The organism is Streptomyces zagrosensis (genome assembly GCF_014203645.1).
GTDB classification, from domain to species: Bacteria; Actinomycetota; Actinomycetes; order Streptomycetales; family Streptomycetaceae; genus Streptomyces; species Streptomyces zagrosensis.
In genome coordinates this window covers 152,646-178,405 of sequence record NZ_JACHJL010000009.1, presented here as the reverse complement: position 1 = coordinate 178,405, position 25,760 = coordinate 152,646, and the positions used below count along the sequence as shown (strand labels likewise).

Genomic DNA, 25,760 nt, shown 5'->3' with positions numbered 1-25,760 from the left:
GCGCGGTCTCCAGCCGCGCACGAACCCACGGCACAGACATGCGCCCATGACAAAGGCCCGAATCCTGATCAGGATTCGGGCCTTGTCGTGAGTAGCGGGGACAGGATTTGAACCTGCGACCTCTGGGTTATGAGCCCAGCGAGCTACCGAGCTGCTCCACCCCGCGCCGTTGTGTGCTTACTGTAACCCCACCCCGCCGACCAGGGCAAATCGCGATGCGCGCACCATCGGCCACGCTCGCCAGCGCCCCCACAGCACGCCCGCAACAAGCTCACAGCACGCGGCGTCGCACGGCCATAGCCGCGCCGCAAGGCGCGACCCAAGCGGCGGCTACGCCCCGCGATCGCCCGGCGGGCAACCCTGCCACCAGCCGGCCGGTCGCCGCGCCGCCCTAAGCCGACAGTTCCTGCTGGAGGGCGTCCGCGAGCCGGGCCGCGCGCTCGGCGACCTGGGCCGGGCCGAGCTCGACCGCTCGGGCACACCAGCGCTGCCCCTCGGTGAGCGCCCCGCGTCGGGCCGCGAGCAGCGCGAGCCGCAGTGCGGCGCGGCCATGTCCGGCGTTGGCGGCACGGGTCCACCACAGCGCGGCCTCCGGCTCGCTACCCTCCCGGGCCAGCAGCAGGCCCAGGTTGAAGGCGCCGTTGCGGCTACCTGCCTTAGCCGCAGTGCGGTACCAGTGCGCGGCCTTCACCACGTCCCCGCGGGCAGATGCGAGCATGCCAACGCGCACCTGTGCCCGCCGGTGGCCCTGTTGGGCCGCCCGCTCGTACCACTCCTCGCACTCCCGCTGCTCCGGCTCGCCTTCCGCACCATCCCCCAGGCCCGTGCCCTGCTCGGCACCCGGCCGGTCGAGGAGCGCACCCAGCCGAAATGCGGCCTCCGCGCTGCCGCCTCCGGCCGCGCAGCGAAGATGGCTTTCGGCCGCCTGCTCGTCCCCGTCGCGCAGCAGCACAATCGCCACCTGGAGAGCCGCCTCGGTGTGTCCTCCGGCGGCGGCCCGTGCGTACCACTCGTGCGCCGTACGCTCCGCACCACGGCCGGCATGCAGGATGCCGAGGTTGAACGCGGCATCCACGCTGCCCGCCTCGGCGGCCTTGGAGAACCACGGCTCAGCACCCGCCGCGTCCGAGCGCTGGAGCAGCAGCACGGCGAGCGCGTTGGCGGCCTCGCGGTGACCCGCGTAAGCGGCGCGGCGGTACCACTGTTCGGCCTGCGCGGTACGGCCCTGCGAGGTGCAGAGCAGCCCGAGGTTGTACGCACCGTTGACGTCGCCCGCGTCGAGCGCCGCTCGATACCACCGCTCGGCGGCCTGCGGCTCGCCCCGGTCGGCGTGCAGCGCGCCCAACGCGTTGGCGGCGTTGCCGTCGCCGTCCTGGGCGGCCCGGTGCCACCAGACGCCGGCGCTGTCCAGGTCACCCGCGTCCCGCAGCAGAAAGGCCAGCGCACAGGCGGCGCGCGGCTCGCCGTCTTCGGCGGACATCAGGTACCAGCGGCCGGCTTCCTTGGTCTCGCCGCGCTCCTCAAGGAAGGTGCCCAGATGCAGGGCGGCGCGCCGATGCCCACGTGCCGCGGCCTGCCGGTACCACCGCTCGGCCTCGCTCTGCTCGCCATCGGCGCCCGCGCTCTTGCCCCGGCCGTCCGGGTGGTGCTGCTCGCGCGCGCGCCGGTGCAGGATCTGCGCGAGCCGGTACGCGGCCTCGCGGTGCCCGTGCTCGGCCGCGGCCCGAAACCAACGCTCGGCACCGACGTCACTGCGGTGCTCCAGCAGATCGGCCAGTGCGTAGGCGCCCAGCGCATGGCCCGACTCTGCGGACTGGCGCAGCCAGTATTCGGCCGCGGGCTCATCGCCGCGCTCGCGGTGGTGGCGACCGAGCGCATGGGCCGCGGCAGCCGAACCGGCGACGGCGGCGGTACGCCACCAGCCTGCGGCCTCTTCCGCGTAGCCTCGTTGATGCAGGAGGACGCCCAGGTTGTTGGCGGCGGCGCGGTCGCCGGCGACGCTCGCGGCGCGCAGTTGCGGTTCGGCCCTGTCCAGGTCACCGCGGCGCAGCAGCAGCGCGCCGAGAACGCTCATGGCCGCCGTGTCCCCGGCCTCGGCCGCCCGGCGGTGAGCTGTCTCGAACTCGACGTCAGTGCTGTAAGTGCTGTCAGTGGTGTCCGCAGCGTCCCCGGCGACCGTGGTGGCGTGCTCCGGGGCCACCATTGCAAGTACCGGCATGCTCTCATCGCGCCCATCAGCGGGCGCTGGCACAAGCCGCTCCTTCTCCAACAACCTTGCCCTGTCCCCCATGTGTTCCATCGTTGCACCACCCACAACCGGCGTACACCTGGTATACCGCAGCGGCGGGGTCACTTCAGCGGTTTGTCGACTTCCCGACAGAACGACTCTGAAACCGCAGTTGAAGCGGTCTGCACAGGATGTTCCCGGCGCGTCGCGCAGTTCTTCACGCCGCGCCGATGCCCGCCAACTCTCCCGCGCCAGCAGGCCCATACATGCGTACACACGACAAGACCCGAACCCCTGAAAGGAGTTCGGGTCTTGTCGTGCAGTAGCGGGGACAGGATTTGAACCTGCGACCTCTGGGTTATGAGCCCAGCGAGCTACCGAGCTGCTCCACCCCGCGTCGTTGTTCCTCTAAGGTACCACGGCGCGGGGTGGGCTCAATCAACCGTCGGCTCTGCCCGGTGATCGCTCCGGCTTGTCGGCAGGCTGTTGCCCGGTATCGGCCGACGCCTGGTCGGCGCCGCCGTTCTGCCCGCCGCCGTTGTCGGCATCGCTCCTGTCGCCGGCCTTGTCGCCAGCCTTCTCATCGGGCTTGTCGCCGTTTTTGGCCTTGTCCCCGGCGGCCTTTTCCGCCTTGGCCGCCCGCTCCAGCGCCTCCTTGAGGTCGCTTTGGGACTTGCCAAACGCCTCCCAGTCCTGGGGCTCCTTCTTCAGCGCCTCCTGGCCGGCGTCGATGGCCTCCTGGGCGTCCTGCAACGCTTCTCGGACCGTGGGGTCGGCGGATGGCTCATCCGGCTTGTCCGGCTCGTTTTTTGGCGGCTCCGTCGGACTGGGCGACTTCTTGCCGAACACCACGTCCAGAGCTCTGTCCAGGGTGTTTTCAAAGGCTGTTTGATCCCCGAAGGTCACCAACACCTTCTTGAGCAGGGGATAGTTCGTCCCCGCGCCCCGGACGTAGACCGGTTCGACGTACAACAGCCCGTTCTCCAATGGCACGGTGAGCAGGTTGCCGTACTTCACCTCCGAGTCGCCCCTCTTCAAGATGTTGATCTTGTCAGCGATCTCGGTATCGGAGTTGAACTTCGACTGCACCTGCTGCGGACCTGAGACGGTGGTCTCCGATGGCAGCTTGAGCATTCTGATGGTGCCGTAGTCCTTGCTTTCGGCATCGGCATCCACGGCCATGAAGGCGCCTAGGTTCTCACGCTGGTTTGGCGTGAAGGTCGTCGTCAGCGAGAACCGCTGATCCTCCTGGCCCGGCATCTTCATGCTGAGGTAGTACGGCGGCACCGACGTTCCCCTGTTAGTGGGGTCGTCCGGGATCTGCCACACCTCACTGCCGCTGTAGAACTGCTCGGGGTCCTCGACGTGGTAACGCGTCAGCAGCTCGCGCTGCACCTTGAACAGGTCCTGCGGATACCGCAGGTGTTCCATCAGCTCGCCGCTGATCTGGTCACGATCCTTGACCGTGCCGGGGAACGCCTTGCGCCACGTCTTGAGTACCGGGTCCTTGGTGTCCCACTCGTAGAGCTTTACGGAGCCGTCGTAGGCGTCAACGGTCGCCTTGACCGAGTTCCGGATGTAGTTGACCTTGTTCTCCTGGGCCACCACTTCGCGCTGGCCATCGGTCAGCGAGTCCTCGGTGGTGTCGCCGAGAGTCGTCCGCGACGCGTACGGATAACCGCTCGTCGTGGTGTAGGCGTCCACGATCCACTGGATGCGCCCCTTGATGACCGCCGGATAGGCATCGCCGTCGATGGTCAACCAGGGAGCGACCGCCTCGACGCGCTCCTTGGGTGTGCGGTTGTAGAGAATCCGCGAGCCCTTACCGATGGCGCCCGAGTACACGATCTGCGGCTCGTTGAACGCAACGGCATAGGCCGCCCGGTTGATCGGGTTCGAGAGGTTTACACCGCTCTTGCCCTCATACGAGTAACTCTTCTCGCCATTGTCGTCGGAGTAGTCGAGTTCCGTTTGCGGGCCACCGACGATCGAGTATTGCTTGGTCTTCTCGCCGTAATACACCCGTTGCTCATACGAGCCCAACTCGCCCTTGGACGGCAGGTTCCGCTCCGTGAAGTCGGGCGCTCCGGTCTTCGTGGTGGAGGTGCCCTTAGCGGCCACGGCACCGAAGCCATGGGTGTACTTGAAGTGGTCGTTGATCCAGTTGCGCTCGGGAATGCCGTCGATGTTCAGCTCGCGCAGACCGATGACGGTGTCCTGCTCCTTACCGTCCTTGGTCTTGTAGCGATCGACATCCAGCGTCTGCGGGAACTGGTAGTAGCCGCGGACCTGCTGGAGTTGCTGCACGGTCGGGGAGACCACATTCGGGTCGAGCAACCGCATGCTGGCGGTGGTGTCGGCAGCGCCGCGCAGCTTTTCGTTGCTCGCGTCGCTGACCCCCGAGTAGTCCCGCACCTCGGCCTTGTCGATGCCGTACGCCTTGCGCGTGGCCTCGATGTTCTTCTTGATGTACGGCGCTTCCTTGGCCTGCTCGTTCGGCTGGACCTGGAACTTCTGCACGATCGCCGGGTAAAGCCCGCCGATCAGGATCGCCGAGAGCACCATGAGGCCAAAGCCGATAACCGGAAGCTGCCAGGTACGCCGCCATAGCGTCGCGAAGAACAGCAGCGCGCAGATCACCGCGATACAGAACAAAATCGTCTTCGCGGGCAGATACGCATGCGCATCGACGTACTTCAGACCGGTCCAGTTGCCGGTCTCCTTCAGGTCGCTCGACTTCACCGCCAAGCCGTACCGATCCAGCCAGTACGCGACGGCCTTCAGCGCAACGAAGATGCCCAGCAGCACGGACAGGTGACCGGTGGCGGCTGCCGTGGCGCGCGCCCCGGGGCTGGTGATGCGCAGCCCGCCGTACAGGTAGTGCACCAGCGTCGCGGCGATCAGCGACAGCACCGTGGCCGCGAAGCCGAAGCTCAGCAGGAAGCGGTACCAGGGCAGGTCGAACGCGTAGAACGAAACGTCCTTATGGAACTGGGCGTCCTTTTGGCCGAACGACACCCCGTTGACCCACAGCAGCCAGGTACGCCACTGACCCGATGCGGACGCCCCGGAGATCAGGCCGACCAGCGCGGTGACCCCGATCAGGAGCCACTTCTTGTACGGGTCGATGCCCATCCGGTACCGGTCGAGGGACTGCTGTTCCAGCGACATCGCGCTGAGCGGTGGGCGCAGCCGGTGCGCCAGCCAAATGTTCACCCCGACGGCGGTGGCCATGAGGAGGCCGAAGACGAAGAAGAGACCGATCTTGGTCGTCAACGTGGTCCTGAAGACCGACGAGTAGTGAACCGAGCGGTACCACAGCCAGTCCGTCCAGAACCCGGCGAACATGACGAACGCCATGGCCAGCACGGCCAGGACGCCCAGCGTCATGAGCAGGGTCCGGACCCGTCGAGACGGTCGGCCGACTCTGATCCGTGGCCCGGTTGGGCCTCCGCCGCGGTCCGGCATCTGGAAAGCCAAGGTGCGCACCTCAAAGTTCGGTGTCGAGAGAGCTCGTAAAGCAGCCCCGAGATACTAGGGCTTACTGATGCAACTTACTCAGGCTTTACTCAGTTCCCGTTTTGGGGTCCGTTCAAGGCACGATATTGACCATGTCCAACCTTCCCCCCGATTCCACGCCCGCGCCTGCGATGGCCGCGAGCCCCCTCACCCGTGCCGTACTGGAGCTCGATGAGTACGCGGCCGGGCTCGGCTGGGACCAGCCCGCGCGGCTGTTCGCGCTGGTCGATACGGTCCGACTGCGCGCCGACGAACCGGCGCTCGCCACCCAGCTGGGCCTGGACGCCGAGGGCTCGACCGGCACCCTGACCCCCATCGAGCAGGACGAACTGCCCGCGGGCACCGCGCTCGACGACTTCCTCGGCACCATCGCCTGGCCGGGCGCCGTGACGGGCTGCGCCCTGGTCGTGGAGCGGTTGATGCTCCCCGCCACGGCCGAGGCCGCCGTTCCGGACGGCCTCGACGAGCAGCAGTTGGCGAGCTGGGTGGCAGGCCACCCGGAGCGGCAGGAGGTGCGCATGACGGTGGCGGTGCTTCGCGACGGGGCGCGTGAGTCGGCGCTGCGGCTTCGCGAGAAGGACTCCTCCACGGAGGTGCTAACCGGGGCTGACCTGGTGCCTGGTCTCGCGGAGGCGCTGGCGGCGACGTTCGAGGACTGAGCGCCACAGGCGCGGCGTGCCGCGTACGCCCGGGGGCAATTGCGGACGCGTAAGCCCCTGGGGCGTACGCCGCACGCTCTCACGCCGCGACGCGCCCGTGCCGCGCCTCACGCGCCCCGCTTGGGCCTGGCCGGTGCCCACACGCGCCGCGCGGGGCCGTGCGCGTCCCTCTTGGCCCTGCGGCGGTCGGCCGTCATCGTTGGCCCGCGGCAGCCTCGTAAGGCCGCCGCCAGGTGGGCCAGCTACCCGTCAGCTCTTCGGGCAGCTCGGCAACTTGTCCGTCTTCTTCTCACGGATGTTCTTCAGCGCGGTTACCGCATCGTCCAGGTCACTCACCTTGACCAGCGTGAGCCCATCGGGAATGTCCCTCGTGGCCGTGGCGCAGTTGGCTTCTGGGGTCAGGAAGAACTTGGCGCCCTTGGCCCGCGCACCCACGGTCTTCATCGAGATGCCGCCAATGGGGCCGACCTTGCCCGTTTCCTCGATGGTTCCGGTGCCCGCGACGAACTCTCCGCCCGTCAGGTCGCCGGGTGTCAACTTGTCGATGATGCCGAGTGAGAACATCAGGCCGGCGCTGGGGCCGCCGATGTGGTTCACCGTGATGTTGATGTCGAACGGGAACGTGTAATCGACCGCCGCCTCGATGCCGACTATCGCCCGCTCCTCCTGCGGCGCCTTCACCGTGGTGATGGTGATGTTCTTGGCACCCTTGGGCTCCTTGTGCGCCTTCTCGGCCGCCTGCACCCGCTCCGCCGGAATCACCGTGAAGACCGTCTTCTCGCCGGCCTTGTGTTCGGTGACGAGCTTGGCCACATCGGACGGGCTGTGCACCGCCTTGCCGTCCACCGCCTTGATCGCGTCGCCCGCGTGCAAGGTTCCCTCGGCCGGTCCGCCCTTGAAGACGCTGCCCACGACGATGTGCGAGCCGACCTTGATGTCCAGCTCCTTCATCTTCTTCAACTGCTTCAGCGCGGCCACCTTGGCGCTCTCCTGGGACTGGCTGAACTCCTCGGCGTTCTCCTGGTTCACCTCGTCCGCGGACTTGTCGTCCGGGTAGAGCGTCTTGTGCGGCACCACCGCGTTGTCGTGTGTGAGCCAGCCGTAGACCGCCTCGACCAGGTTCATCTTGTACTCCGAGTTGGTCACTCGGACGGTGGTCATGTTCAAGTGACCGCTGGTCGGATACGTCTTGTGCCCGGTGATCTGTAGCACCGTCTCGCCCTTGTGCTTTCCCAGGGTGTTGACCGTCGGGCCCGGGCTCATCTCCGAATACGGCACGGGTATCAGGGCCCCCGCGCAAAGCAACGCGATGAGCGTCAGGAGCGAGGCGAGCAGCGTTGCGGTGCGGCGTGGCATGGAACGACAGTACGGGACGGGCCTATGAGTTCACCTCTGGGGCCGTCCGTCCGGATGGCTCCCGTCGGCCCGTTTTCCCAGTTCCGTACGCCCCCGCGCACCCCCCACGCGTCGGGCCTACGCGCCCGCGCTCCGACTCGCCGGCCCCCGGGCGAACCCGGGGCCCACACGCGAGCCGCGATCGCTCGCGCAAACAGCTGCACACCGGCACGGACGAAGCCGCCCCGGGTGCGTGCTGGGTCAGACGGAGCCGGAACCGGAGTGTGAACGCTGCATGGCTTCGCGGAACCGCTCGTACCCCGCGACCTCGGCGACGTCCCCGGCCCTGCGGTCACGTGCCGCCCAGGTCGTGTACACCACGGCCGCGCCAGCGGCGATGAGCGGAATGATCAACCACACGAGCACACCCACAGCGGCCTTCCAATCCCCTACACACCCGCAACTGACAGATGAGCAGATTAATCGTCTGCCAGATCAACGCTTACGGCAGGGGCCTGGTTACGCAACCGCACGCGCCCCCACTTGCTACGTCGCCGCGGTGTGCCTGCCCCTTCCTGTGGGAAGACGCAGTTAAGGGCCGTGGGGATGCCTCACGCACCGACCCATTCCTCCGTTCCGTCCCCGAAGCTCTGGTGCTTCCAGATCGGCACCTCGCTCTTGAGGTCATCGATGAGCCGGCGGCAGGCCTCGAACGCCTCCGCGCGATGCGGGCAGGAGACGGCGACCACCACGGCCAGATCACCGACCGCCAGGTCACCGACGCGGTGCACGGCGGCCAGCGCCCGGACCGGAAAGTCGGCAGCTACCTTCTCGGCCACCCGGCGCAGTTCGGCCGCGGCGCTCGGATGCGCCGAGTACCCCAGCCCCGTGACCGCGGTGTCGGCTCGCCCATCGTGGTCGCGCACCGTACCGACGAAGAGCGCGGTACCGCCCGCGGAGGTGTCACCCACCGCGCCGAACACCTCGTCCACGGAGAGCGGCGCATCGCGGATGGCCAGGAGCTTGATGGGGTCGGCTGCCCCACGCTCCCCCTGATGCGTGTCGTACGTGTGTGCCATGTCGTCCATCGTGTCCTACCCGTGCCCCTAGCGAAAACAGCCGATCCCACCGGTCCGCCGGGGGCCGGTATGGAGACTCCGCCAGGACTCACCGGCGGGGCCATGGGCTACAGCCGCCGGCGGGCCTTGCGGGCGCGACGTACCAACGCGGCGGTACCCACCAGCGCGACCGTGGCGCCCGCGGCGCCCAACGTCGTCGCGTCCTTGCGGCCGAGCCTGCGCCCGGCGACCGTACGGCGACCCGCGACTTCCTCCAGCAGTTCGGCCAGGACCTCCTCGTTGGTCCACTGAGGTCGCCAACCCGCATCGTGCAGCCTGCTGCCGCTGACCACCCATGGATGCATCGTGTACGCGAGGTCACCGGCGGGCGACGGCGTGAGGCCGAGCCGGTGCAGCCGGGAGGCGGCGCCGAGAGCAACCGCGGACGGCAACTCCATCCGCCGAATACCGGTCAGCTCCTCGACCTCCTCCTGTTCGAGCCAGCCGTCACACCCCACGGCCAGCTCGCCCTCGGCTTTCTCAAGGACCGCGTACTCCAAGGCGCTGACCAGGTCTTCCACATGACAGAACTGCCAGGTGGGGCGCGACCCGGCAACCACGAGCAGCCGGGGCGACTCGAAGTAGCGGGTGAGGGCGGTGTCGGTGCCGCCGACCAGCACGGCGGGGCGTACGACGGTGACATTCAAACCGGGGTGCGCGCGGGGCGCACGCCGCGCGAGCTGCTCGATCTCCAGGAGGTCGCCGACGCCGGTGGCCTCGGCCGTGGCGCGCAGTTCGGCGTCCTCGGAGAGCGGTACGTCGTTGTCGGCCAGCGCCCCGTAGACCATCGCCGAGGTGCACAGCACCACCCGGCGCACCCCGGCCGCCGCCGCGGCGGTCAGCACGGTCTGGGTGCCTCGTACGTTGTACGCCGTCCTGGCCTCGGGGTCGGTCTCCAAATCGAGGTCCGTGGCGAGATGCACCACGACATCGACGCCGGACAGCTTGTCGGCAATGACCGGATCGCGTACGTCGAGCACATGCCAAAGGGCCTCGACGACGTCGCCCCTGCGCTCGTCTATGGCCACGACCTGTTTGATCTCATCGCATTCCGTAAGCCTGCGGGTCAGCAGCGCACCGACGCCGGATGCGGCCCCCGTGACGGCCACGACGGGGCGCCGCAGGGGCGCGGAAGGTGGCTCCCCCCAGGCCGAACGCTCGGGGGGAGGATCGTTTCGCGCTGCGCGAACGGTTGGATCTGGGGAACTCACCGGGCGGCTCCAGCGGTTGTCTTCTGTACGTAAGAGAACTGATGCGTACGTACCAGGCGCTGTCCATCCTGCCGCAGGCATCCGATCAGCGAAGCACCGAGCCCTGATAGCGGCTGGGTGTCTACGCTGGTGGTGTTGTTGGGCAGTCGCCGCCGGCTCCGAGCCGACGGCCCTACGAGCCGAGGAAACCCGTGAGTGACACCCCATTTGGATTTGGCCTTCCGCCGGAGGAGCCGGAGGACGGCGACGACGGCAAGAAGAAGGGCAACCAGGGCGGTGAGCCCGGGCCCGCGAACCCGTTCGGCTTCGGCGGGAGCGGCGGAGACAACCCGTTCGCCGCCATGTTCGGTTCGTTGAACCCGAACGACCTGGGTGCCGCCTTCCAGCAGCTTGGCCAGATGCTCTCTTACGAGGGCGGCCCGGTGAACTGGGACATGGCCAAGGACATCGCCCGCCAGACCGTGGCGCAGGGCGGGGCCGAGGGGCAGGACAAGGACGCGAGCGTGGGCCCCAAGGAGCGGGCCGCGGTCGAGGAAGCCGTGCGCCTGGCCGACCTGTGGCTGGACGGGGTCACGTCGCTGCCTTCGGGCGCGGGCTCCGCGGTGGCCTGGAGTCGCGCCGAGTGGGTCGAGGCGACCTTGCCGGTGTGGAAGGACTTGGTAGACCCGGTCGCCGAGCAGGTCGGGTCGGCGATGGGCCAGGTCCTGCCGGAGGAGATGCAGGCCATGGCCGGGCCGCTGCTCGGCATGATGCGTTCCATGGGCGGCGCCATGTTCGGCACCCAGATCGGTCAGGCCCTTGGCGTGTTGGCCGGCGAGGTGGTCGGCTCCACCGACATCGGACTGCCGCTCGGCCCCGCGGGCAAGGCGGCGCTGCTGCCGGCCAACATGGAGGCGTTCGGCTCCGGCCTCGGTGTTCGGCAGGAGGAGGTACGGCTCTATCTGGCCCTGCGCGAGGCCGCCCACCAGCGGCTTTTCGCCCATGTCCCGTGGCTGCGCTCGCATCTGTTCGGCGCGGTTGAGGGGTATGCGCGGGGCATCAAGGTGGACACCGCCAAGTTGGAGGATGCGGTCGGCCAGCTCGATCCGACCCACCCCGAGCAGTTGCAGGAGGCGCTCCAACAGGGCATGTTCCAGCCGGAGGACACGCCGGAGCAAAAGGCGGCACTGGCTCGGCTGGAGACGGCGCTGGCGCTGGTCGAGGGCTGGGTGGACGCCGTCGTGCACGCCGCCGCGGCGCCGCACCTGCCGTCTGCTGACGCGCTGCGTGAGACGCTGCGCCGCCGCCGCGCGAGCGGCGGCCCCGCCGAGCAGACCTTCGCCACGCTGATCGGCCTTGAGCTGCGGCCCCGGCGGTTGCGGGACGCGGCCCGGCTGTGGGCCTCGCTCACCGACGCCCGCGGCTTGGACGGCCGGGATGCTCTGTGGGAGCACCCGGACATGCTGCCCACGGCCGCCGACCTGGACGACCCGGACGGTTTCGTCCATCGCGAGCAGCTCGACTTCTCCGAGTTGGACAAGATGCTCGGCGAGGCCGCGAGCGGCGCCGACCTGAGCAAGGGCGGCGCTTCCGGCAGCACCGCACCGGAACAGCAAAAGAGCGGCGGGGACGCCCAGCGGGGCGGCGAAAAGGGCGACACGAACGACAACAAGAACGACGGCGAGAACGACAGCGAAAAGGACAACAAGGGGAGCAGCGAGAAGGGCGACGGCAAGGACGACGGTCCTGACGAGGGCGCCGGCGGCGAGCGCCGCTGATGACGGCGCTGCACACGGAGGCGGTCCGGGCGCTGCGTGAGTGGTCTGCGCCCGATCCGGATCAAGAACGGTTGCGGCTGGCGTACGAGGATCATCTGATCGCCCACCCTGACGGCCTGTGGAAGGCGTGCCGGGACGGGCATCTGACGGCCAGCGCGCTGGTCATCGACCCGCCGCGGGAACGCGTCTTGCTGACCTTGCATCGCAAGCTGCGAATGTGGCTCCAGATGGGCGGCCACTGCGAACCGCAGGACGCGACCCTCGCCGACGCCGCGCTGCGTGAGGCCACCGAGGAGTCCGGCATCTCGGGGCTGACCCTGCTACCGGGTGGCCCGGTGCGCCTTGACCGACACCGGACGCCGTGTGCCTGGCACCTGGATGTGCAGTACGCGGCGCTCGCACCGGCCGACGCACAGGCGGCGATCAGCGATGAGTCCCTCGACGTGCGCTGGTTCGGCTATGCCGAGGTGGCCGGCGTGGCCGATGCGTCGGTCGTCCAGTTGGCGCAGCGCACGCGCGCACTCCTTTGAAGCCGGCGGGGCGGGCGCGGCGATCGGAGGGCGGACGGACGAGGCTGTCCGGGGGCGAATACCGCTGCTGGAGGGCGAGGAGCGTGCGCAGGGCGCAGCAGGGCGCAGCAGGGCGCAGCAGGGCGCACGGCACAGAAGTACGAGCCGGGTCGGATGAGGTACTCCGGCCCGGCTCGCGGTGTGCACTGCTTGGAGCGGCCACTGCTGCGTACGGTGCGTACTGCCTGCGTACGTCGGTAATGCGTCGGCGCCGCATAGGTCGGTGATGCGTAACGGCGCCGCGTACGTCGGTGCCGCGTACGGTCAGCGGCTGTTGGTCCAGACGTTGCCCTGGTTCTGGCCGTGGGCGCCCTGCTGGCCCATGCCGAACTGGGCGGCGGCGCCCTGCCCCAGCACCGCGTTCTGCGGCGGTAGCACCTCGCTGGGCTGGACGAGGGCGTACCCCTGGCCGAGGAAGCTGAGTTCCCAGCCTTCGCCGGTGTTGCCGCGCCGCCGCCAGACACCCGACGAGTGGGTTTGCGCCTGCATCTGGACCCGCAGCGAGCTCGACCAGGCCACGATGGCGTCGGCGTCCGCGTTGACGTACTTGTCCGGCGTCACCTGAAGCATCAGCGGCTGGCCCGAGGTCATCAGCGCGACCTTGCCCTGCCCCGAGATGTTGAGGTTGTACTTGCCGGACCCGGAGACGCCGAACTGGCTGTCCACCGCGATGGTCTCCCAGTGCAGCCCGGAGTCGAGCGCGAGGACGTACGCGCTGTCCACCGTGAGCCCGTCGTGATCGACGTCCACGACATGGACGTACTGCGCCAGATTGGCGAAGTAGATGGTGCCCTGCCCGGAGCAGCGCATCAGGTCCAGGCCCTCACCGGTGTTGGCGCGGGCGCGGCGCTGGCCCTGCGTCTGATATTCGGCGTCGAACTCGACAAGCCCCTGGTAGGCGACCATCGCGCCCTTGCGGGCGAGGACATCGTCGTGGCCGGTCAGCGCCACCCGCAGCAGGTGCGGGTTCTGCACGGCGTAACGGTCCTGGGTCTGATTCTCGGTGTGACCGAACAGTGGACTTTGCATGTCTTCTCGCTCCCCCTCAGCCCCGGGCCCGGAGCCGGTCAGTGCTGTCCTCGCTGGGCTGTACGACGACGAAGCCCTGCCCTGAGAAGCCGAGCTGGTACGCCTCGCCGCTGCCCCTGCCGATCATCGAGGATGCCTTGAAGCTGCGCTTCCCCTTCATCTTCAGGTTGGTTGACCAGGCCACCAGCGCGTCCGGATCGACGTACGTCTCGTCCTCGCCGCGCCCGCAGTCCACGACGATCGGCGTACCGCGTGAGGTCAGTGCGACCCATCCAGTACCGGATATACCGACATTGAAAAGGCCCTGGCCTGCGAACTTGGCCATGCCCTTGACGCGCTGCACACCCCACTGAAGGTGTGCGTCGAAGGCCAGCAGATTGGTGCCGTTGACCGAAAGCGAGTCACCGGCCAGGTTGATGCAGACGACGTCGGCGCCGTAGTCGGCGAGGTACAGCAGCCCATCGCCGCTGCACTTCATGAGCGGGGCACCCTCGCCGGTGAGCCACTGGGAGGCCATCTGACGAACGGCGGGCGGGTTCGGCTCGTACTGCACGAAGCCCTCGTAGGCCACCATCGAGCCGGTACGGGCGAACAGGTCCTGACCGCTTTGCATCGCGACCTTGAGCATGTTGCTGCCGTGGTTTTCCATCCGGGCGGTGACCGGGGTCGGGGCGTAGCCCGAGATCAGTTGCTGGTCCATGACGGGCTCCCTCACACCTCGTAGGGCTGGACGACGATGAAGTTGCCGGGCGCGCCCCGGAACTGGAGGTTCACGGCCTCCCCGCTATGCCCGGGGAAGGCGTTGCGGCGCAGCCGCACCTGGCTGGAGATGATCACCTGCGAGGCGGCCGACCAGGCGACGATGGCGTTGCTGTCCACGAACGTCGTCGGCGTCACCGGCAGCACCACCGGGGTGCCCTGCGTCTTGACGATGACGGTCCCGGTGCCCTGGAACTGCATGGTGAATAGGGCGCCACCGGGAATGCCGTGGCCCTCGATGCGGCGGACCTCGTGTTGGAGCGACTCATCGAAGGCGAGCACGTTCTCGGCGGAGACGCAGATCGCGTCGCCCTGGAGCTCGACCGGGTGCACCTCGGCCGCGTTCTCCGCGAGGAACACCTGCCCCTGGCCCGTACAGCGCATGAGCTGCATCTCCTGGCCGGTGGCGTTGCCCTCCATCCGCCCCCGGAAACCGGCGCTCTTGTGGCTGAAGTCAACCTTGCCCTGGTAGAGCACCATCGTGCCCTGCTTGGCCAGTACGGGCTGGCCGCCGATGCCGAGGTCCACCCGGATCAGGCGCGGGTTCTGCGGGGTCCAGCGCTGGCCGGTCGGCGCCTCGCGGTACTTGGCGAGCGCGGCTTGCACACCGGGGGTGGCCTGGCCGCCGTGCGCGCCCCCCTGCCCGGGGGCTGGCTGCCCGTACGGGGCGGGCTGGCCCGGATGGCCCTGCGGCTGGCCCAGCTGCGGCTGCCCGTACGGGGCGGGTGCGGGCTGGCCCGGTTGGTGGCCCGGATAGCCGGGCGGCGGGCCGGGCTGGCCGGGGAACGGCGTGGGCTGGCCTTGCGGCTGCCCATGCGGCGCGTGCGGCGGCGCGGGGTAGCCGGGTGCGGGCTGGCCCGGTTGGTGGCCCGGGTAGCCCGGCGGCGGGCCGGGCTGGCCGGGAGGCGGTACGGCGCCGCCGGGCGGAGTGAGCGGCGCGACGATGGTCGGTGCCGTGTGCAGGGGCGCCTGTGGCTGTGGCGCCTGCGGCGGGGCGGGCTGCTGGGGCAGCGGCGCGGGCGGTTGCGGTGCCGGGGGCTGTGGTTGCTGCGGCTGAGGCACCGGAGCCAGCGGCTGTGGGGCGGCGGCTGGAGCCGCGAAGCCGGGGGCGGGGGCCGGCGCGCCCTGGGCACCGCCGGGGGGCGCGAAGCCAGGGGCTGCGCCCTGCGGGGCAGTGGGCGCCGCTACGGGCTCCTCCTCCTCCGCGACCTCGCCGCCGAAGTTCTTAAGCAGTGCGTCTAGCCCGCCGTCAAAGCCCTGCCCGACAGCAGCGAACCGCCACACGTCCTTGAGGTAGAAGTCTCCGAGCATCACGGCACGTTCGGTGGTGAACTCGGAGCCGGTGAACGCGTACCGCGCAACCTCGTCACCACCCGCGACGATCCGCACGTAACCGGGCCCGACCTGCGACATCTGTCCCGCGCCATCGATGGTCGCGGTGAACGACAGCTTCTGGATGTGCTGCGGAATGCGGTCGAGCGTGACCCGGAACGACTCCGTGTCCCCGGCCTGCGCGCCGAGCTGCTGAATTGCGTCCTCGGGCGACTTGGACTGGTTGAAGAAGATGAAGTAACGGTCGTCGGACAACCGCTCGTCGGCGTCGAGGCCGAAGCAACTGATATCGAAGGACAGCCCGGGCCCGGCGATCTGCACGCCGACGTACAGGTCCCTCCCTGCCGTCAGATCACTGATCTTGGCCTTGTGACCACGCTGGAATTCCCTGGCCATACGTAACGACCGTCCCCCATCCCGAAAACCGTGACTGCGTTGCGCGCCAGGCTAACCGCTGACAGCGCAGAGGGGGGATACCGGGGCGAGGCACCGCCAAGGCAGGTGAGCGCCGTAGGAGGCAACTGGTTGCCACCTTGGGAGCGAGCAACATGCGAACAGGCAGCGTGGGAGGAAGCAACGTGGGGGGGAAGCCGCGCGAGAGGAAGCAGCGCGGGAGGATGCCGCGCGGGGAATGGCAACGCGGGAAGGTGCAGCCCCGCGCCGGGCGACCGCGGTGAGGTGGTCGCGGGCGCGCCGAGCCGCGTGGGAGCGCGCTATTCGTCACGCGCCTCGGGAAGATGCGGCAGTCGGCTCGCCGCGACGACGCCCTCCAGGTAGCCCTGGGCCCGCTCGGTTCGCGGATACGCCTCAAGCAGCCGCCAGAACCGTGGCCCGTGGCCGGGCACCAGCAGATGAGCCAGCTCGTGCAGGAGTACGTAGTCGAGCACGTACTCCGGCATGCCCTGGAGCCGGTGGGAGAGCCGGATGCTGCCTTCGGCCGGGGTGCAAGAACCCCAGCGGGTGTTTTGGTTGGTGACCCAGCGGACGGTCTTGGGCTTGGCCCGGCCCTCCAGATACTGACCGGAGAGGACCTTCGCGCGGGCGGACAGCTCCGCGTCGCCCAACATCCGCTTGCTCTCCTGCGCGGCGAGCTTGTCGAGCATCACGCCCACCCAGCGCTGTTCCTCCGCCTCCGACATCCGGGCGGGAAGCAACACAATGGTGCGGTCGCCGTCACGGTAGGCGGAGACCGTACGGCGCCGACGGCTGCTCCGCCGGATCTCGACGGCGCTCGCCTGCATATCCCGCCGTTGCGGGCTGGGAGGGACGCGTTGGGTTCTGGGGACGCTTTGCAACGGCGTTTCCCCGGCGGCACTCCCCCAGCTAGCGCTGGAGGAACCCTCACCCGTGCGGGTTCTCGGGGAAAAGCGAGGGGGCGGGTCGGCGGGCACGCCCCGACGTTACCCGCTAGCGGTGCGTGAAGTCCCGCCCCGCACGCGGATAGCGGCCGAACAACCCGAGGGCCCGCACAGCTTGTATGACTATCGCGAGCGCCTGTGGATAACTTACGACGGCCGCCGGGAGAAGTGTCCATGCTGGGACTGCGCAAAGACATCCGGCCCATCCCTTGCTATCGCGCAGATCCGTTCGTTCGACGGGCGCACCACCTTGACCTGTCCTCGAACGGGCTGTGCGAGACCGCCCTGACCCCTGTGCGCGAAGCCCCGCGGTCAACACGACACAAAGAGACAAAGGCACGAAAGATTCAAGAGGAGAACTCATGCGATCCATGCGCTCAACGCCACATCTGACCGCCGACCCACCAGGCGCCACGGACTCACAGCGACCGCAAGCGACTCGGGCGACTCGGGCGACTCGGGCGACTCGGGCGACTTCAGGATCGCCGCCGCTGGAAGCCGTACCGCGACCGGAGCATCCACCACGGCTTCGGCCGGGCGCCGTGCGGCCCCCGTCGAACACGGCGCCGCCCCCGAGGAGCACCCCACGAGGCCCGACGTCCTCGACCCGTCGTTCAGCGGGTACGAAACCCCCGGTAGGTGGAGCACCGTCCCAGGACGCAGCACCACCCCGGGACGGAGCAGCAGTCCCGGGCGGGCCGAGGCCCCGGAGCGAAGTGGCGTGCTCGGCGCCCGCAGCGCGGCGGCGAACGGGCCCAGCGCGCCCCCCAGCCACCCCACCACCCGCAACCCCGCCACCGCCACCGCCACCGCCGGGCTGCGCACCGTCTCCCGCGAGTAGTGCGTCGCCCCCGGCAGGCGCCGCACGACGTTCGGCGAGTCAGACACCAGACGGCCCGGTCGTCTCAACGGACCCGGCCCTGGCCGGCATGGCACGACCGGCCGACCCAACCCTTGAGTGGCCCACCCACCCACGGCTCAAACCGGCGCTGCGGCGGGCGTGGCGTAGTCGGGACACCGTGCAGTTCGGGATCACCCCGGCGCACGCGGTGGCGGTCGGTCCGCTCGACACGGCGACCGGCAGCTTCATTTACCTCCTCGATGGCACCCGAGGATTGCCGCTGCTGCGTCAGGAGGCCCAGGCGATGGGTCTGCCAGCGGGCAGGGCTGACAGCGTCGTGGCGCGGCTCGTCGCGGCCGGGCTGATCGAGGATTCCTTGGCGGGTGGCGGCACCACCTCGGCGGTACGGAGCGATGCGAGGGCCAGGGATCGGTTGCGGGCCGACCAGGCGGCGCTCTCGGTGCTCCATCCCGACCCGAGCGCCGGGCTTCGGCTGCTTGGTGCGCGGCGGGCGACGAGGGTTCAGGTGCGGGGCGCCGGACGGGTTGGCTCGTCGGTGGCGGCGCTACTGTCGGCCGCGGGGGTCGGGCAGGTGGACGTGATGGACGGCGGCTACGTCGAGCCGTGGGACGTGCTGCCCGGTGGGCTCTCGCCCGAGCAGATCGGCGAACGCAGGGACACGGCGGCCCGCCGTCTGGTCCGCAGCGCCGCACCCGCGCGCCGTACCTCCCGCGCCGCGAGCCCAGCCTCGTCCGCGCGTGGTGCGTCTCCCGCCCCGGCCGCATGCGGCACGGCAGGCCCGTCCTGTGGTGTCGCAGCCTCGGCTGGCCACGGCGCCTCAGCTGACCCGTGTGGCCCGGACCTGGTAGTGATCGCGCCACGCGACGGGCTGGCTGCCTACGCTCCGGAGCCGGATGCCGCCGAGCAGTTGATGAGTGCCAAAGTCCCGCATCTGTATGCGGGTGTACTGGAGGGCACCGGGGTGGTGGGCCCGCTGGTCTTGCCGGGGATCACCTGCTGCGCCGGATGCATGGCAGCCCGACGCGCCGAGCGGGAACCCGGCTGGCCGAGGATGCTGGCCCAGTGGCGGTCCGGGCGTCAGACACCCGTCCCGGCATGTGACGCCGCGCTGGCAACCGTGGTGGCCGGCTACACAGCAGCGCAGGTCCTGGCCCTGCTTGACGGAGGGACCCCGCCTAGCGTGGGGGCCCGGTTGGAGCTCACGCTGCCAGGTCTAGCCTGGGATGTGCGGCCCATCGAGCCGCATCCGAGCTGCGTGTGCGGCGCGATGACCACTTCGGTTACGAGGTATTCATCAGATGGCGAGGAGCCGCAGGCCACAATGTCCGGGTAAGCCGGCGTCCGCTGGGTGGGCGACGGGGGCCCGGGGTTCGCCCCGGGAGAACTCAGTTGGAGTTGGAGGGGCGCATGTCTGATCTACCCCGCAAGGCGGTCACCCGCACCGCCAAGTTGGCCGCACTGCCGCTGAGTTTCGCCGGACGAGCCACTTGGGGCTTGGGAAAGCGAATCGGCGGACGACCGGCGGAGATCGTCGCACGAGAACTACAACAGCGCACGGCCGAGCAGTTGTTCAGGGTGCTTGGCGAGCTCAAGGGCGGCGCGATGAAGCTCGGCCAGGCCATGTCGGTCTTCGAGTCCGCATTGCCGGAAGAGATCGCCAAGCCCTACCGTGCGGCGTTGACGAAGCTCCAGGAAGCGGCGCCACCGATGCCCACTCGTTCGGTGCACGCAGCGCTGGCCAATCGGCTCGGGGCAGACTGGCGCGAGCTCTTCCAGGAGTTCAACGACAAACCGGCCGCTGCGGCCTCCATCGGACAGGTACATCGGGCAACCTGGCACGACGGGCGCGATGTCGCGGTGAAGGTGCAGTACCCGGGCGCCGGGGAAGCACTGCTCTCCGACCTCACTCAACTGGGCCGCCTTTCCCGACTGCTTGGCCCCCTGGTGCCTGGTATCGAAATAAAGCCACTGATCGTAGAGCTGCGCAACCGGGTGTCCGAGGAGTTGGACTACGAGCTGGAGGCACAGGCACAGCAGACCTACGCGGACGAGTTCGCCGACGATCCGGACGTCGCCGTCTCGGGGGTGGTGCACCAGTGCGACCAGGTGCTCATCACCGAGTGGATGGAGGGCATACCGCTCTCCGAGGTGATCTCGAACGGCACACCCGAGCAGCGAGATCGTGCCGGCCAGTTGCTGACCCTGTTTCTCTTCTCCGGCGTCGCCCGCACCGGCCTGTTGCACGCCGATCCGCACCCCGGCAACTTCCGGCTTCTCGTCGAGGACGCGCCGGATGGCCCACCGGAGAAGTGGAGGCTGGGTGTCATGGACTTCGGCACGGTGGATCGGCTGCCGGACGGCCTGCCTCCGCATATCGGCACCACACTGCGGATGCTCCTGGACGGCGAGGGCGACGAGGTCCAGGAACTCCTGCGCGAGCAAGGGTTCATCAAGCCGGGGCTCCAGCTCGACTCGGAAATGCTCATGGACTATCTGTTGCCCATCATCGAACCGGCCCAGCAGGAGGAGTTCACCTTCTCCCGGGAGTGGATACGCGGCCAGGCAGCCACCCTCGCCGACCGCCGCTCGCCCGCCTATGACCTTGGCCGACAGCTCAACCTGCCGCCGTCGTATCTGCTGATCCACCGGGTGAGCATGAGCACCATTGGGGTGCTCTCGCAGCTCGGCGCCACGGTGCGGATGCGGGATGAGATCGAGGAGTGGGTGCCCGGGTTCGCGGTGGAGGACGAGGTCGAAGAGGTCGGGCCCGAGTTGGAAGCCGCAGTAGCGCTGGAGCACGACATCGCGGAGGAGACCTCGGCCTCATAGGTTCCGTCTCCTGGCCCGGGCCCCCGCCCCGGGCCAGGCCGGACTCCCGCCCCGGGCCAGACCGGACCCGAATGACGAGCCCCAACCAACCGGATTCCGCCCGTCCCGACCCGGCTCTGCCCAACGCGACCCGGCTCTGCCCGGACCTGCTTCACCCGACCCGCCACGGCTGACCGACCGACTCATGACCTGCCGTCCGGCCGCAGGGAGATCAGCCGACCGCTCGGGCCCGCCAACCTCCCAACCAACCGGCCCGCCAACCTCCCAACCAACCGGCCCGCCAACCGGCCCTCCGGACCGAGCGCAAAGCACCGCCCCTGCGGTCTTGCCGGTCCGGGTCGGTCGGGTTATCGGCCGGGGGCTGATAGGGGTGGCTGCCGAGCCGCTGCCGTCAGGCCGAGCCAAGCAGACCCTCGATAGCTTTGATGTTCTTTCGGGCGCAGGTGTCGCAGAAGTCATGACGGCTGCCGATTTCGACGGAACAAGTCTCCATCGGTGGGGTGTTGGGGGCGACAGTCGTGCAGCCGACACAGGTGATGGCCTCGGCGTCCGAAGACACTGATTCACGTGACGTCTGGTCCGCCTAGAGACGACATCTGCGAAATCCGTCCACGACATGGCACACATGCCCCGCCAAAAGGAGCGGGGAATGGCCTGGGGGCCGGTCCTTTCGGACCCGCCCCCAGTGATAACGGCACTATGCGTGGGTGGTGCACGTTGGCGATCGTTCGTTCGTTGCCACGGTACGACGACGGTTAGCCATCCTCCGCTCCAAGGGAGCGGTCGATCGCCGGGGCCTACCGGTCGTTAACCGGCTGGACATCTTTCAGCTCATGACCGCCATGGCCAAGGCACGGCGGGCGCGCAGTGAAGCGCGTTCGGCCCGGCGCTGCATGCGGCGGGCGGTGGCGAGGCGCACTGCCCTGCGTTCGGAATCCGCCTCGTGCATTCGCTCGCGCATATGTGCGCGAGCCAAGGCTTCTGGGATGAGTTGCATTTCGCGGGTCCTGTTCTGGCGCGACTCGGTCGCACCTGTGGTGTTGCGTGGGGGAAATACCAGCGTGGGTTCATCGGTGGTTGGCATCATCGGGTCCTGCTTCTTGGGGTCGTGCGTCGCGGGGCGGTCGATAGTTCCCGGGGTGTTCATGCCACGACCGGGTTCTTACGCGGGCGCCCACGGGGCCGCTTGCGGGCCACGACAACGCCCTGCACGAAGAGTTCGCCGCCCCAAACGCCCCAGGGCTCCCGGCGGTCCTTCGCACCAGCAAGGCATGCCTCACGCAGCGGGCAGGTCTGGCACAGCGCCTTGGCGTACTCGACGTCGGCGGGCGACTCGGCGAAGAAGACCTCCGGGTCGTACGAACGACACGGCACGGCCTCGCCGAGGCTGTCGATGGCGTCATCCAGCTCGGTCAGAGCGGTGAGCGGGGCCGGGGTCAAGGAGTCCTCCGAGGGGTAAGGCGGGGGGATCAGGTCGGTCGCTACGGACGGGGTGTGCGCCTTGAGTTGCACGGTGGTGAGTTCCTCGTCTGTGTCGGCCCGGCTGGTGGCCGGGCTCTGCGTTTCCCCCCTGGGCAACCAGGAGGGCAAATCAAAAGGGCCGCGAAACCCGGTGTGGGTTCCGCGGCCCTGGAAGGTGCCGACCTGATTGCCGATCAGGTTGGATCACTCCAGGGTTCGAGCCCGCGGGAGGCCCACTTCTGGTGATGCTGCGTCTGGATTTCGGCGCCATTAGCGGCGGCCATGGCATAGGTCCTGGCCTGTGCCACCGCTGCTACTGCCGGTGCCTGGATCGGTCGCTCACTGCGGAGCTCATGAACCGGACGGGGCGCCAGGGTTTCCGGGCGCACGCCGGAGATACCGAAGCCGGCAGCACCGAAGCCAGAGGTGCCAAAGGCGGAGGTACCGAAGCTGGACACATCAGTGCCCTGCGAGGAGAAGCCGAGCGGGCAGGTGGCGATGACCGGACGATCGATCATTTTGATGGTGCTGATGTAAGTGATCATTTGGTCTTCGCCTCCTCTCGGCGTCTCGGGACTGATCTGGCAGGGCCAGTTCGTGTCTGGTCAGTACAACATGAATCCATCGGATCTCGGAAGGCCCGTTGTCTCCGTGCTCGGAAGGCTATGGGTACGCCGTCCGCGTGCGCAAACTATTTTTTCGACGAGTTCTTTTCCGGCTCCTCATGGCTCGCGAGGTCCTCTCCGGCGCACAGTGTGAGCACGTCAGGGCCGTACGTGCGGAGTTTGCGTGCGCCGACGCCGGAGATCGCGGAGAGTCGGGCCTCGGAGTCCGGTACCGCCTCGGCGATGGCGAGCAGTGTCTTGTCGGTGAAGACGCAGTACGCGGGCTGGCCCAGCCGCGCGGCCTGCTGCGCCCGCCAGTCAAGGAGCCGGTCGTGGAGGCCCTCGTCGAGCTCGGACGGGCAGTCCTCGCACCGCATCAGCTTCATCTCGCCCGCATCCGTGAGCGACCTGCCGCACACCCGGCAGCGCACCGGGCCTCGGGGCCGCCGCTTGGCGCTCACACCCCGCTCCACGCCTCCTGTGGCGGCGGTGCCGCCCGAGACGGCCATGCGGGGTGCGGCAGCAGCCGCGGAGCCGGGCCGCAGGCCATCCAGGAAACGGCTGGGACGGCGGGTCGGGCGCCCGCCCGGTGAGCGGGACAGTGCCCAGGACAGCATGAGGTGGCGGCGGGCTCGGGTGACGCCGACGTACAGCAGTCGCCGCTCCTCCTCGATCTGCCGGTCGGTCTTGGCGTGGGTGATCGGCAGCATGCCTTCGGTGAGGCCGACGAGGAACACCGCGTCCCACTCCAGGCCCTTGGCCGCGTGCAGGGAGGCCAGCGTCACGCCCTCGACCGTTGGGGCATGTTGGGCGGCGGCCCGCTCGTCCAGCTCCGTGACCAGGTCGCGCAGGGTCGCCTGGGGCCTGGCCCGTACGAACTCGTCGGCGAGCCGGACCAGGGCCGCAAGCGACTCCCAGCGCTCCCTGACCGCGCCCGAGCCGGTGGGCGGCTGCGGCGCCCAGCCTCGGGAGCCGAGCACGGCGCGCACCTGGGACGGTATGTCCGCGTCCTCCAGGCTTGGATCGGCTCCCCCCGCGCGGGCGGCGCCGCGCAGCAGCAGCCCGGCTTCGCGCACCTCGGGCCGTTCGAAGAAGCGCTCGGCGCCACGCAACTGGTAGGGGACGCCCTGGTCGGCGAGCGCCTGCTCGTAGACCTCGGACTGGGCGTTGATGCGGTAGAGGACGGCGATCTCGCTGGCGGCGACGCCCGTGTCGAGAAGGTCACGGATGCGGCGGGCGGTGCCCTCGGCCTCGGCCGGCTCGTCCGCGTACTCGCTGTAGCCCGGCTCGGGGCCCGGGTCCCGCTGGGAGATCAGCTCCAGACGGTGCTCGGCGGCGCGCCCGCGTGCGGTGGCGAGCAGACCGTTGGCCAGGTGCACGACCTGGGGGGTAGAGCGGTAGTCGCGGACGAGCTTGACGACGGTGGCCGATGGGTGCCGGACGCGGAAGTTCAGCAGGTGGTCCGGGGTCGCGCCGGTGAAGGAGTAGATGGTCTGGCTGGCGTCGCCGACCACGCACAGACTCTCCCGGTCGCCGAGCCACAGATCGAGAAGGCGCTGCTGAAGCGGGCTGACGTCCTGGTACTCATCCACCACGAAATGCTGGTACTGGCTGCGCACCTGGTCGGCGATGTCGAGCCGGTCTTGGAGGACACCGACCGTGAGCAGCAGCACATCCTCGAAGTCGATCACGCCGCGGTCCCGTTTGAGCTGCTCGTACACCGCATAGATCCGTCCGGTCTCAGCCGGGTCGCGAGGGGCGTCGCGGGCGGCCTTGACGACGGCGATCGGGTACTCCTCGGGCACGGTCTGAGTGGTCTTGGACCACTCGATCTCGCTGGTGACATCCCGCAGCTCGTTGCGGTCGAGCCGGATCGTGCAGCGCGCGGCGGCCTCCGCCACGAGCTGGGCCTTGCGCTCGACCAGCCGCGGCAGGTCGCCCCCCACCGCCTTGGGCCAGAAGTAGTGGAGCTGGCGCAGCGCCGCCGAGTGGAACGTACGAGCTTGCACACCACCCGCGCCGAGTTGGCGCAGCCTGCCGCGCATCTCACCGGCCGCGCGGTTGGTGAAGGTCACGGCGAGGACGCTGGCGGGCTGAAGGATGCCCGCGCGGACCCCGTACGCGATCCGGTGCGTGATCGCTCGCGTCTTGCCCGTGCCTGCTCCGGCCAGCACGCACACCGGGCCGTGCAGGGCCGTGGCGACCTCGCGCTGCTCGGGGTCGAGACCGTCGAGCACCGCGTCGGCGGAGTCCGGAACGCTCGGGAAGAGCGCGGTGGGCTGGCCGCCGCCGGAGGCGAGAGGTGCGTTGCTTGCTGTCACCCCGCCATGCTGCCAGGTTCCGGGTTGGCGACGTTTCGGTTGTCCACAGCCAAGGGGTTGCGGTCGTATTAATCTCACATGGCGATTCGCTCTGCCGCTGGTCAAGGCGCAGCACCGGCCGGGTTGAGCAGAGCCAGGCGCGCAGCGGGCTGCCCACCCCTGCCCCGGAGTCGTATGCCCGCCTCCTTCTCCGGCAGCTGGGCCTCGGGGGGAGTGCGGGGACGGTAGGCGGTCGGGCGCGAGCGGGCTCTGGGGCGTACGTCGTCTCTGCGCCCACTCGGCCCACCACAGCCCCTTCGGCGGCGCGAGCGGGCTCTGGGGCGTACGTCGTCGGGAGGAGCTGTGCGTGGTGGGTACGAGGCCGGGCACGGGTCGATGCGAGGCGTGCGCGGCCGGTAACGGGGCCGTGCGCGGCCGGCACGGGGTCGTACGGGGTCGTACGCGGCCGATGCGGCGTGCTGGGAATGGCCGGGGGCAGGCGCGCGTTGTACGAGCACTACCGCACAAAGCCAACACCAGCCGAAGGAGCGCCAGGACCGATGTCGGGCACTGTGACGATGTACAGCACCACCTGGTGCGGCTACTGCCGCCGCCTCAAGGGCCAGATGGAGCGCGAAGGAATCGCTTACACCGAGATCAACATCGAGCAGGACCCGGAGTCGGCGAAGTTCGTGGAGCAGGTGAACAACGGCAACCAGCTCGTGCCGACCCTGCTGTTCCCCGACGGCTCGGCGCTGGCCAACCCCTCGTTGGCACAGGTCAAAGAGCGGCTCGGCGTCTGACCTTGCTGGCCCTGGCCCGCCGGTTGG

The 25,760-nt window shown here is 69.2% G+C and carries 21 protein-coding genes and 2 tRNA genes; 6 read left to right on the top strand and 17 right to left on the bottom strand.

What is annotated here, in order from left to right; translation table 11 throughout:
* Positions 1–92 precede the first annotated feature (92 nt).
* The 4 genes from FHS42_RS18685 to FHS42_RS18670 all read right to left on the bottom strand — a co-directional run bounded on the left by FHS42_RS18685 (position 93) and on the right by FHS42_RS18670 (position 5,695).
* Positions 93–166, bottom strand: a tRNA-Met gene (locus FHS42_RS18685).
* A 225-nt stretch (positions 167–391) separates the two neighbouring features.
* Positions 392–2,218, bottom strand: a complete 1,827-nt coding sequence (locus tag FHS42_RS18680; RefSeq protein ID WP_184573386.1) for a tetratricopeptide repeat protein — start codon at positions 2,216–2,218, stop codon at positions 392–394.
* Between the two features lie 332 nt (positions 2,219–2,550).
* Positions 2,551–2,624 (bottom strand) — tRNA-Met (locus FHS42_RS18675).
* Between the two features lie 41 nt (positions 2,625–2,665).
* Positions 2,666–5,695, bottom strand: coding sequence for a UPF0182 family membrane protein (locus tag FHS42_RS18670; RefSeq protein ID WP_184573552.1), 3,030 nt, complete (start codon positions 5,693–5,695; stop codon positions 2,666–2,668).
* A gap of 143 nt (positions 5,696–5,838) precedes the next feature.
* Between FHS42_RS18670 and FHS42_RS18665 the strand changes: the two genes are divergently transcribed.
* The gene (locus tag FHS42_RS18665) at positions 5,839–6,405 is read left to right on the top strand and encodes a PPA1309 family protein (RefSeq protein ID WP_184573385.1); all 567 of its coding nucleotides are present in this window, start codon (positions 5,839–5,841) and stop codon (positions 6,403–6,405) included.
* 249 nt (positions 6,406–6,654) lie between these two features.
* Here FHS42_RS18665 and FHS42_RS18660 read toward each other — a convergent pair whose 3' ends face one another.
* From FHS42_RS18660 to FHS42_RS18645, 4 genes are all read right to left on the bottom strand, one after another.
* Positions 6,655–7,761 carry a YlbL family protein gene (locus FHS42_RS18660; protein ID WP_184573384.1) on the bottom strand — a complete coding sequence of 369 codons (1,107 nt, stop codon included), beginning with the start codon at positions 7,759–7,761 and terminating at the stop codon, positions 6,655–6,657.
* Positions 7,762–8,001: 240 nt separating this feature from the next.
* The gene (locus FHS42_RS18655) at positions 8,002–8,172 is read right to left on the bottom strand and encodes a hypothetical protein (protein ID WP_184573383.1); all 171 of its coding nucleotides are present in this window, start codon (positions 8,170–8,172) and stop codon (positions 8,002–8,004) included.
* Between the two features lie 179 nt (positions 8,173–8,351).
* Positions 8,352–8,828 (bottom strand): molybdenum cofactor biosynthesis protein MoaE, encoded by a 477-nt coding sequence (locus FHS42_RS18650; RefSeq protein ID WP_184573382.1) that lies wholly within the window; start codon positions 8,826–8,828, stop codon positions 8,352–8,354.
* Positions 8,829–8,926: 98 nt separating this feature from the next.
* Entirely contained in the window at positions 8,927–10,069 is a 1,143-nt protein-coding gene (locus FHS42_RS18645) for an SDR family oxidoreductase (RefSeq protein WP_184573381.1), read from the bottom strand.
* 191 nt (positions 10,070–10,260) lie between these two features.
* On the opposite strand from FHS42_RS18645, the gene FHS42_RS18640 reads away from it, so the two are divergent.
* Together FHS42_RS18640 and FHS42_RS18635 are read left to right on the top strand one after the other, a co-directional pair.
* Complete coding sequence (locus FHS42_RS18640; protein WP_184573380.1) at positions 10,261–11,826, top strand: zinc-dependent metalloprotease; 1,566 nt, start codon at positions 10,261–10,263, stop codon at positions 11,824–11,826.
* A complete protein-coding gene (locus FHS42_RS18635) occupies positions 11,826–12,356 on the top strand; it encodes an NUDIX hydrolase (protein WP_184573379.1) in 531 nt (176 codons plus the stop codon). Before FHS42_RS18640 ends, FHS42_RS18635 begins: the two co-directional genes overlap by 1 nt.
* Before the next feature lie 303 nt (positions 12,357–12,659).
* Here FHS42_RS18635 and FHS42_RS18630 read toward each other — a convergent pair whose 3' ends face one another.
* The 5 genes from FHS42_RS18630 to FHS42_RS18610 form a co-directional block, all read right to left on the bottom strand.
* Complete coding sequence (locus FHS42_RS18630) at positions 12,660–13,424, bottom strand: AIM24 family protein (protein WP_184573378.1); 765 nt, start codon at positions 13,422–13,424, stop codon at positions 12,660–12,662.
* Between the two features lie 16 nt (positions 13,425–13,440).
* Entirely contained in the window at positions 13,441–14,124 is a 684-nt protein-coding gene (locus tag FHS42_RS18625) for an AIM24 family protein (RefSeq protein WP_184573377.1), read from the bottom strand.
* A gap of 11 nt (positions 14,125–14,135) precedes the next feature.
* Positions 14,136–15,911 carry a TerD family protein gene (locus FHS42_RS18620; protein ID WP_184573376.1) on the bottom strand — a complete coding sequence of 592 codons (1,776 nt, stop codon included), beginning with the start codon at positions 15,909–15,911 and terminating at the stop codon, positions 14,136–14,138.
* Positions 15,912–16,228: 317 nt separating this feature from the next.
* On the bottom strand, positions 16,229–16,906 hold the full coding sequence (locus FHS42_RS18615; protein ID WP_376772627.1) for a M48 metallopeptidase family protein: 678 nt from the start codon (positions 16,904–16,906) through the stop codon (positions 16,229–16,231).
* A 327-nt stretch (positions 16,907–17,233) separates the two neighbouring features.
* Complete coding sequence (locus tag FHS42_RS18610) at positions 17,234–17,761, bottom strand: hypothetical protein (protein WP_184573374.1); 528 nt, start codon at positions 17,759–17,761, stop codon at positions 17,234–17,236.
* A 41-nt stretch (positions 17,762–17,802) separates the two neighbouring features.
* Between FHS42_RS18610 and FHS42_RS18605 the strand changes: the two genes are divergently transcribed.
* Together FHS42_RS18605 and FHS42_RS18600 are read left to right on the top strand one after the other, a co-directional pair.
* A complete protein-coding gene (locus FHS42_RS18605) occupies positions 17,803–19,068 on the top strand; it encodes a TOMM precursor leader peptide-binding protein (protein WP_184573373.1) in 1,266 nt (421 codons plus the stop codon).
* 74 nt (positions 19,069–19,142) lie between these two features.
* A complete protein-coding gene (locus FHS42_RS18600) occupies positions 19,143–20,564 on the top strand; it encodes an ABC1 kinase family protein (RefSeq protein ID WP_184573372.1) in 1,422 nt (473 codons plus the stop codon).
* Positions 20,565–21,390: 826 nt separating this feature from the next.
* Here FHS42_RS18600 and FHS42_RS18595 read toward each other — a convergent pair.
* From FHS42_RS18595 to FHS42_RS18580, 4 genes are all read right to left on the bottom strand, one after another.
* Positions 21,391–21,711, bottom strand: a complete 321-nt coding sequence (locus tag FHS42_RS18595) for a putative WhiB-interacting protein (RefSeq protein ID WP_184573371.1) — start codon at positions 21,709–21,711, stop codon at positions 21,391–21,393.
* Positions 21,708–22,076, bottom strand: a complete 369-nt coding sequence (locus FHS42_RS18590) for a WhiB family transcriptional regulator (protein ID WP_184573550.1) — start codon at positions 22,074–22,076, stop codon at positions 21,708–21,710. The genes FHS42_RS18595 and FHS42_RS18590 overlap by 4 nt, the downstream gene beginning before the upstream one ends.
* A 143-nt stretch (positions 22,077–22,219) precedes the next feature.
* Positions 22,220–22,570 carry a hypothetical protein gene (locus FHS42_RS18585; protein WP_184573370.1) on the bottom strand — a complete coding sequence of 117 codons (351 nt, stop codon included), beginning with the start codon at positions 22,568–22,570 and terminating at the stop codon, positions 22,220–22,222.
* A 146-nt stretch (positions 22,571–22,716) separates the two neighbouring features.
* Positions 22,717–25,029 carry an ATP-dependent DNA helicase UvrD2 gene (locus FHS42_RS18580; RefSeq protein WP_376772626.1) on the bottom strand — a complete coding sequence of 771 codons (2,313 nt, stop codon included), beginning with the start codon at positions 25,027–25,029 and terminating at the stop codon, positions 22,717–22,719.
* 461 nt (positions 25,030–25,490) lie between these two features.
* Here FHS42_RS18580 and FHS42_RS18575 point away from each other — a divergent pair, with 461 nt between their 5' ends.
* Positions 25,491–25,733 carry a mycoredoxin gene (locus FHS42_RS18575; protein WP_184573369.1) on the top strand — a complete coding sequence of 81 codons (243 nt, stop codon included), beginning with the start codon at positions 25,491–25,493 and terminating at the stop codon, positions 25,731–25,733.
* Positions 25,734–25,760: the final 27 nt, after the last annotated feature.

Excerpts from the sequence above, each read along its gene's own strand:
- FHS42_RS18600 (WP_184573372.1), top strand. The coding sequence starts at position 19,143 with ATGTCTGATCTACCCCGCAAGGCGGTCACCCGCACCGCCAAGTTGGCC.
- FHS42_RS18625 (WP_184573377.1), bottom strand. The coding sequence starts at position 14,124 with ATGGACCAGCAACTGATCTCGGGCTACGCCCCGACCCCGGTCACCGCC.
- FHS42_RS18635 (WP_184573379.1), top strand. The coding sequence starts at position 11,826 with ATGACGGCGCTGCACACGGAGGCGGTCCGGGCGCTGCGTGAGTGGTCT.
- FHS42_RS18575 (WP_184573369.1), top strand. The coding sequence starts at position 25,491 with ATGTCGGGCACTGTGACGATGTACAGCACCACCTGGTGCGGCTACTGC.
- FHS42_RS18670 (WP_184573552.1), bottom strand. The coding sequence starts at position 5,695 with ATGCCGGACCGCGGCGGAGGCCCAACCGGGCCACGGATCAGAGTCGGC.
- FHS42_RS18660 (WP_184573384.1), bottom strand. The coding sequence starts at position 7,761 with ATGCCACGCCGCACCGCAACGCTGCTCGCCTCGCTCCTGACGCTCATC.
- FHS42_RS18630 (WP_184573378.1), bottom strand. The coding sequence starts at position 13,424 with ATGCAAAGTCCACTGTTCGGTCACACCGAGAATCAGACCCAGGACCGT.
- FHS42_RS18585 (WP_184573370.1), bottom strand. The coding sequence starts at position 22,570 with ATGATCACTTACATCAGCACCATCAAAATGATCGATCGTCCGGTCATC.
- FHS42_RS18680 (WP_184573386.1), bottom strand. The coding sequence starts at position 2,218 with ATGCCGGTACTTGCAATGGTGGCCCCGGAGCACGCCACCACGGTCGCC.
- FHS42_RS18665 (WP_184573385.1), top strand. The coding sequence starts at position 5,839 with ATGTCCAACCTTCCCCCCGATTCCACGCCCGCGCCTGCGATGGCCGCG.
- FHS42_RS18620 (WP_184573376.1), bottom strand. The coding sequence starts at position 15,911 with ATGGCCAGGGAATTCCAGCGTGGTCACAAGGCCAAGATCAGTGATCTG.
- FHS42_RS18605 (WP_184573373.1), top strand. The coding sequence starts at position 17,803 with ATGGCACGACCGGCCGACCCAACCCTTGAGTGGCCCACCCACCCACGG.
- FHS42_RS18650 (WP_184573382.1), bottom strand. The coding sequence starts at position 8,828 with ATGGACGACATGGCACACACGTACGACACGCATCAGGGGGAGCGTGGG.
- FHS42_RS18595 (WP_184573371.1), bottom strand. The coding sequence starts at position 21,711 with ATGAACACCCCGGGAACTATCGACCGCCCCGCGACGCACGACCCCAAG.